Genomic DNA, 6000 nt, shown 5'->3' with positions numbered 1-6000 from the left:
AGAGGTCGGCAGCCGTGAGGTGGGGTGTGTGCAGCGCATCGCTGTAAAGCCGCATCTCACGAGCTGCTCGGTCGAGGTGCTGCCAGAAGGTCAGCGGCAAGTCGAGGTCGTCACCGAGATCAACGAGACAGTCGAAGGCCAGTCCCAGCTCGTTGTGCTCCAAGAACTCGAGCGTCGCTGAGAGGTCGATGTCCGCCAGGCCCGTCAACTGGCTCCGAGCGGCGTCGAGGTGGTTACGGGTGCGGTTCCAGCTGGCCTGAACTGCCTCACGATCAGCGGTCATGGCGTCCGTGTCGCCGGTGTTGTGCGTACGGTCACGCGGCTTTCGCCGGTCGGCCTCCCCAGCGGATGCCCTTCTCACTACGGATACGGGCGCGCTCGCGCCGCTGGGCGGCCAGCACGTCGGGATGGCGGGCGTTCTTGTTCCGCCAGCGCAGATAGGCGTGCAGGGGCCTGCTGGTCGACCTGAGCGCGAACCCGGACGGGACGCTGCACCACCCCGGCCAGGTCACGGAGGTCTGCCAGCGCGAGGACCTGGCGGACCTGGTCGCTGCCGACGCCCCGCTCGGGCCCGAGCAGGCCGCCGCCCGGCTTGGGGTGCGCAGGGTTGAGTTCGATTGGATGGTGCGGCTGGGTTGGGTCCGCTCGCCGCAGTCAATCGAGGTCCGCTTCGGCACGAGCCGGGCCGGGGCCGTCGACGTTGCGCTCTACACCACGGCGTCCGTCGACGCCGTCGTCTCCGCGCACCCGGAGGTCGACTGGCAGCAGCTGCGTGCGGTGGAGAAAGGCCGGCGCTCCCCACTCGCTGCGCTGGCGCAGCAGGCCGCCCCGGCCTGACCGACGCGGTGCGGTCCACGAGGACGCTCCCCCACGGCTGTTGCGTGGGGGAGCGTCTTCGTCTGCGGCAGGTCTGCCTCAGCGGCCCGGAGGCTCGGGGTATCGGACGCGGCGCCGGTCCGGGTCGTCGACGCCGATGTCCTACCACGCCCATGATCCGGCGTCTTCGGTGGCTCCCTTCATTTCGGTCGTGAGGGTGTTCCCCAGCGTGACAACCCACTGAGCCTCAAGATCCTCGTATGCTCCGGGAAGACAGCTGTGATCGTCTTCCACTAGCTGCGGGTAACCCATGAGGACCACCTTGGCGTAGGGCGCCTTGGTGTGGATGGCCTGGAGCGTTTTCACGATTGAGGACGGACGGCATCATGCAGCCACCCAGGTGCCCAGTCCTTCAGGGCGCCCGTCGTGCCACCCGTTTTCTCACCGGTGGCGGGATCGATGTTGTCGAGCTCCGCGTACGGGCAGGTGGTCAGCGAAGGGACGGGGATGTCGATGCACTTGCCCATGATGTCCACGAATCGGGCGTCGTTGCCGCCGATCGACAGCGTCACCAGAGTCGTGTTGTTGTCCAAGTATCCGGCCTGGACTTGAGGTACTTCGTGAGAGTCTTGCTCCTTGCTGAGAATGTTGTACGTGCGGGCGCCAGAGCAGGCCACGAAGTGGTAATCCATGTTCGGGTCCAGGTTGTCTGCCATGGACCCGATGGACGTGCTGTATCCGGGCAGCGTCGCCTGGCGTGACCAGGCGAGCTTGGAGCGGTGGCACTTGTCGGTCTCGTAGCCGCCGGAGGTGTCCGGGTGGTCAGTTTCCGGGTACAGGTCCGCGCCTCCCGGCGCCGCGGCACCTTCGCCGGATGAGTAGGAGTTGCCCATCGCAACGATGGAATTGGCCGGCTTGCCGTGCAGAGGCTGGAAGGCCACCGCGCCCCAGGCGATGTCCTCATCCGCGGTTCCGTCGTCGGTCGCGTTCGACAATTCGACCTGCGGGGTGCCGGTGAAGTGAAACGCGCCCAGGCTGACCCATCCGCCCGCGCGCTGGAGCACAAAAAATTCCGATGATCGGAAGACCTTGGTCGTGCCCGCTTGCTACCAGCCAGGGCGCTCTGGTTGCGGGACGTATGCCGAAACCACCAGGGGACGGTAAGCACGCAGCGGCAAGCTCCCGTCCCTCCAGGACGGCGAACGTGTTGCGGGTGCCAGCTCGTAGCGTTCGCCGGCGGCGCGGCGGGCGGGACAGGCCGACGCTCGGCGGGTCAGCGTCGGGCCCGGGAGAGCAACGTCTCCCGCGCCTCGGCAACGCCCTCGCCCTGATCGAATTTGGTGTCGAGGCAGTACTCACACTGTGCTCGATGCCTTGCCGGCAAGAACTCGTTGCCGGGCCAGTTGGACGGCGGCGCTGAGACCGGCGGAGTCGAAAGAACCGTAATAGCGTCGCCCGTTGACGAAGAACGTGGGCGTTCCCACAGCGCCACTGAGATCCGCAGAGCTCACGTCCTCTTCTATCCGCCGCAGTCCCCGCCGGGCCTTCATGTGACCGCGGAACGCGTCAACGTCCAGGCCCAGCTGCGTCGCGTACCGGACCAGGTCGGCGGCGGTGAGCTGATCCTGGTGGCGCAGGAGCAGGTCGTGCATCTCCCAGAACCTGCCCTGGTCCCCCGCGGCCTCGGCTGCTTCTGCCGCCAACTGCGCGTGCGGGTGCACGTCGGGGAGCGGCAGATGGCGCCAGACGTACCTCACGTCGTCCAGATCCGTCAGCATCTCACGCAGAGCCGATTCCGCCCGACCGCAGTGGGGACACTCGAAGTCCCCGTACTCGACGACGGTGATCTCGGCGTCGACCGGACCGCGTATGCGATCGCGGATGGCGTCCACCGGGGCGACCAGATCGGTCAGCGGGCGGGCCCGTCCCAGCAGCGCACGGGCACGGCGTCGCGGGGACATGAACTTCAGGACGACAGTGGTGACCCATCCGGACACCATGGCTCCGACAAGGGTCGACAAAATGGCTATCCGCGCGTACGCGAGGTCGTTCCCGGTGAATGCCTTGGAGGCGATGAGCAGCGACACGGTGAACGCCGCTCCCGATACGGCGCCCCCCACGGTTGCCGCCCCCCAGCCGACATTGGGTCGAAGCCGACCGCCGGACAGGGCCGTCACCAGGGACAGTGAACCGACCACACCGACGATCTTGCCTACCAGGTACCCGCAGATGATGCCCCAGGCGATGGGTGAGGCGAAAGCCGCGGAGACCGTCCTGAAGCTGAGCGCGACCCCGGAGTTCGCGACCGCGAAAAGAGGGAGAACCGCACAGTTCACCCAGGGGGTGAACTTCCGCTGGAGATGGTCGTTCTGCGATATGGCGGCTACCAGACCGCGTACCGCCGTCTGCTGCATCTCCGCGGTCGGCTGCTCCCGGAAGTCCCGCACCAGACCGGTGGCGCGTTCCAGATCGTCGCGTCCGGCCGGCGCGGTGATCACCAGCAGGCCCACCGTCAGACCGGTCACGACGGGATCGACCCCTGCCTTGAGGAGCGCGCACCACATCACCAGGGAGACCGTGCAGCACACGACGCCGCTACGGAACTTCGCCAGACGCATACAGGTGATGACCCCGGCGGCCAAAGACGCGATCAGGAAGGGGACGACCCGGAAACCCTCGCCGTAGAACACGGCCAGCACCACGAGTGCCACGACGTCGTCCATCACCGATATGGACAGCATGAAAGCACGCAGCGAGGACGGCAGCCGATCCCCGACCAGCGAGAGGATCGCCAGGGCGAAGGCGGTGTCGGTGGACATGGCGACACCCCAGCCGTGCACACTCATCAGGCCGGCGTTGAAGGCGACGAAGACGAGCGCGGGCACCGCCATGCTGCCCACACCACCGATCGCGCAGAGGACCACCCATTTACGGTCCCGCAGTTCACCCTTGTCGAGCTCACGGCGCGCATCCAGCCCGACAAGGAAGAAGAACAGCGCCATGAAGCCGCTGTTGATCCACTCGCGCAGTGTCAACCCGAGCGAGAAGGGCCCGACGGTGACGGACAGCCGAGCGGACCAAGTGGCCTCGTATGTGTTCAGGCTCGTGTTCGCCCAGACCAGCGCTGCCAGCACCGCCGTGATGAGGAATGCCGTGCCGCCGTTTTCCGATCTGGTGAACGCGCGCCAGCGCTGGAGAGCCATATCCGATCCAATCGAGCAGTAGTTCACCGGGACCGTGGGGTACCGCCGCCATGGCCGGCACCCCGCGCGCCGGGCAGGACGTCAGCCGACCCGCCCGGGCCGGCTCAGTCGTCGTACGCGGTGGACAGGCTCAGCTCGCGCCAGGTGTCGAGCTCTCGCCTGACGAGGTCCAGCTTCGCCTGGACACGGTTGACGCTGTCCGCGCCGAGTTGCAGGCGCAGCGGCGGTTCCTCCGCCCCGGCGAGCGTCAGGACGGCTTGCGCCGCCTTGGCGGGGTCACCAGGCTGTGAACCGCTGGCCGCCAGGAACGCGGGCCGGCCCGAGTGCACCGTCGCCTCGTAGGCGGTGATCGGCTCGGCGGCCGTGACGCGGATGCTCGACTCGTCCAGGAATTCGGTACGGAACGCGCCCGGCTCCACGACGTGGACGGTCACGCCGCTGCCCGCGAGTTCGGCGGCGAGGGACTCGGTGACGGCCTCCACCGCGAACTTCGTGGCGGCGTAGACGCCTGAACCGGGCAGTGCGGTGAAGCCGCCCACCGAACTGATGTTGATGACCCGGCCGGACCGCTGGCGGCGCAGCACGGGGAGAACCTGCCGTGTGACGTTGAGGAGCCCGAAGAAGTTGACGTCGAAGAGGTCGCGGGCCTCCTTGTCACTGGTCTCCTCCACGGGGCCGAGCAGGCCGTAGCCCGCGTTGTTCACGAGCACGTCGATACGGCCGAAGCGCTCGACCGCCGCCTCCACCGCCGCGGCGGCCATGCCCTCGTCCCGCACGTCGAGCGGGACCACGAGGACCTGGTCGGAGGGCAGGTCGGCCACGGAGTCCGGGGTGCGGACAGCGGCCACGACCTGGTCACCGGCGGTGACAGCGGCCTCGACGATGGCGCGGCCCAGGCCACGGGAAGCGCCGGTGACAAACCAGACTGACATCACTTGTCTCCTTTAAACTCGCTGGCTTACGGAGCACGGCTGTGCAGTTCGAAGATGGTGACTGACCCGGGAGGCTTCCAGGGTGTGCCACGGCCTCCCTGACCGGGAATGCGGCGTCTAGCCTGAACGGTATGAAGGAGCGCAACGAGCTGGGGCAGTACCTCAAGGCCAGGCGTGCCCGGATCACCCCGTCGCAGGCCGGACTCATGGAAGGCAACGGTTACCGGCGGGTACCGGGACTGCGCCGTGAGGAGGTCGCCGCACTCGCCGGCCTCAGCGCCGACTACTACGCGCGGCTGGAGCAGGGCCGGGAGCGGCACCCCTCGCCCAGCGTGCTGAAGGCGCTGGCCAGAGTGCTGCAACTGAATCCCGACGCCCAGCGTTACCTCTTCGCCCTCGCCTCCCCCGATACGGTCGGCGAGTCCGCCGGGCCCGCCGACCGGGAACCCGGACCCAATCTGCTGGCCCTGCTGGACGACTGGAGCGCCCATCCGGCCATCGTCACGGACCGCTGCATGAACGTGGTCGCGGCGAACGCGCTCGGTGCCGCCCTCTACGACGGTCACCCGCACCGGGACAACCTGGCCCGCCTGCTGTTCATCGATGATGCCTCTCACACCTTCTTCCGTGACTGGGAGACGGTCGCGGCCTCCACCGTCGCCTCCCTGCGCGCCGCCGCCAGTCATCGCCTCGGCGACCCGGAACTGAGGTCCCTCGTCGGCGAGCTCACGCTGCACAGCGAGGACTTCACCCGCCACTGGCGGCGGGCGGAGGTGCGCGAGAAGACGTCCGGCATGCTGCTGCTGCGGCACCCGCAGGTCGGCGACCTGGACCTCGCCTACGAGACGCTGCGGCCCAGCGCGTCCCCTGACCTGCTGGTCAAGGTGTACCGGGCGCGGCCGGAGACGAGCACGCGCGACCGGCTCGCCATCCTCGGCAGCCTCAGTGCCGCCCCCCGGCCCGGAGAGCGGTCCCCCGGTTCCGGCCGGCCCCGGTCCGGCAGTGAGGAGAGGATCGCCGAACCGCCCTCCGGTCCGTTCGCCTGACCT

5 protein-coding genes and 2 pseudogenes are annotated in these 6000 nt (G+C 68.3%); 2 read left to right on the top strand and 5 right to left on the bottom strand.

Features of this window, described 5'->3' with window-relative positions:
• The coding region (locus tag OO52_RS44305) for a MafI family immunity protein (protein ID WP_037671431.1) at positions 1-283 on the bottom strand (283 nt) is incomplete at its 3' end.
• 31 nt (positions 284-314) lie between these two features.
• Positions 315-458, bottom strand: a pseudogene (locus tag OO52_RS49085) (IS630 family transposase); the annotation flags it as partial.
• Between OO52_RS49085 and OO52_RS54435 the strand changes: the two are divergent.
• A pseudogene (locus OO52_RS54435) lies at positions 448-837 on the top strand (hypothetical protein); the annotation flags it as partial. The pseudogenes OO52_RS49085 and OO52_RS54435 sit on opposite strands and share 11 nt — an antisense overlap.
• A gap of 341 nt (positions 838-1178) precedes the next feature.
• On the opposite strand, the gene OO52_RS44290 reads toward OO52_RS54435, so the two are convergent.
• The 3 genes from OO52_RS44290 to OO52_RS44280 all read right to left on the bottom strand — a co-directional run bounded on the left by OO52_RS44290 (position 1179) and on the right by OO52_RS44280 (position 4951).
• A complete protein-coding gene (locus tag OO52_RS44290) occupies positions 1179-1880 on the bottom strand; it encodes a hypothetical protein (RefSeq protein WP_030658877.1) in 702 nt (233 codons plus the stop codon).
• Between the two features lie 291 nt (positions 1881-2171).
• Positions 2172-4046 carry a Na+/H+ antiporter NhaA gene (locus OO52_RS44285; protein ID WP_234338031.1) on the bottom strand — a complete coding sequence of 625 codons (1875 nt, stop codon included), beginning with the start codon at positions 4044-4046 and terminating at the stop codon, positions 2172-2174.
• 77 nt (positions 4047-4123) lie between these two features.
• On the bottom strand, positions 4124-4951 hold the full coding sequence (locus tag OO52_RS44280) for an oxidoreductase (protein ID WP_030658881.1): 828 nt from the start codon (positions 4949-4951) through the stop codon (positions 4124-4126).
• A 131-nt stretch (positions 4952-5082) separates the two neighbouring features.
• Between OO52_RS44280 and OO52_RS44275 the strand changes: the two genes are divergently transcribed.
• A complete protein-coding gene (locus OO52_RS44275) occupies positions 5083-5997 on the top strand; it encodes a helix-turn-helix domain-containing protein (protein WP_051819128.1) in 915 nt (304 codons plus the stop codon).
• Positions 5998-6000: the final 3 nt, after the last annotated feature.

The organism is Streptomyces flaveolus, from assembly GCF_000716535.1.
In the GTDB taxonomy this organism is placed as follows: domain Bacteria; phylum Actinomycetota; class Actinomycetes; order Streptomycetales; family Streptomycetaceae; genus Streptomyces; species Streptomyces flaveolus_A.
This window is presented reverse-complemented; position numbering and strand designations above follow the sequence as displayed.

What these genes read in the sequence shown, in the direction of transcription:
- OO52_RS44280 (WP_030658881.1), bottom strand. Translation starts at nt 4,951, where the DNA reads ATGTCAGTCTGGTTTGTCACCGGCGCTTCCCGTGGCCTGGGCCGCGCC.
- OO52_RS44275 (WP_051819128.1), top strand. Translation starts at nt 5,083, where the DNA reads ATGAAGGAGCGCAACGAGCTGGGGCAGTACCTCAAGGCCAGGCGTGCC.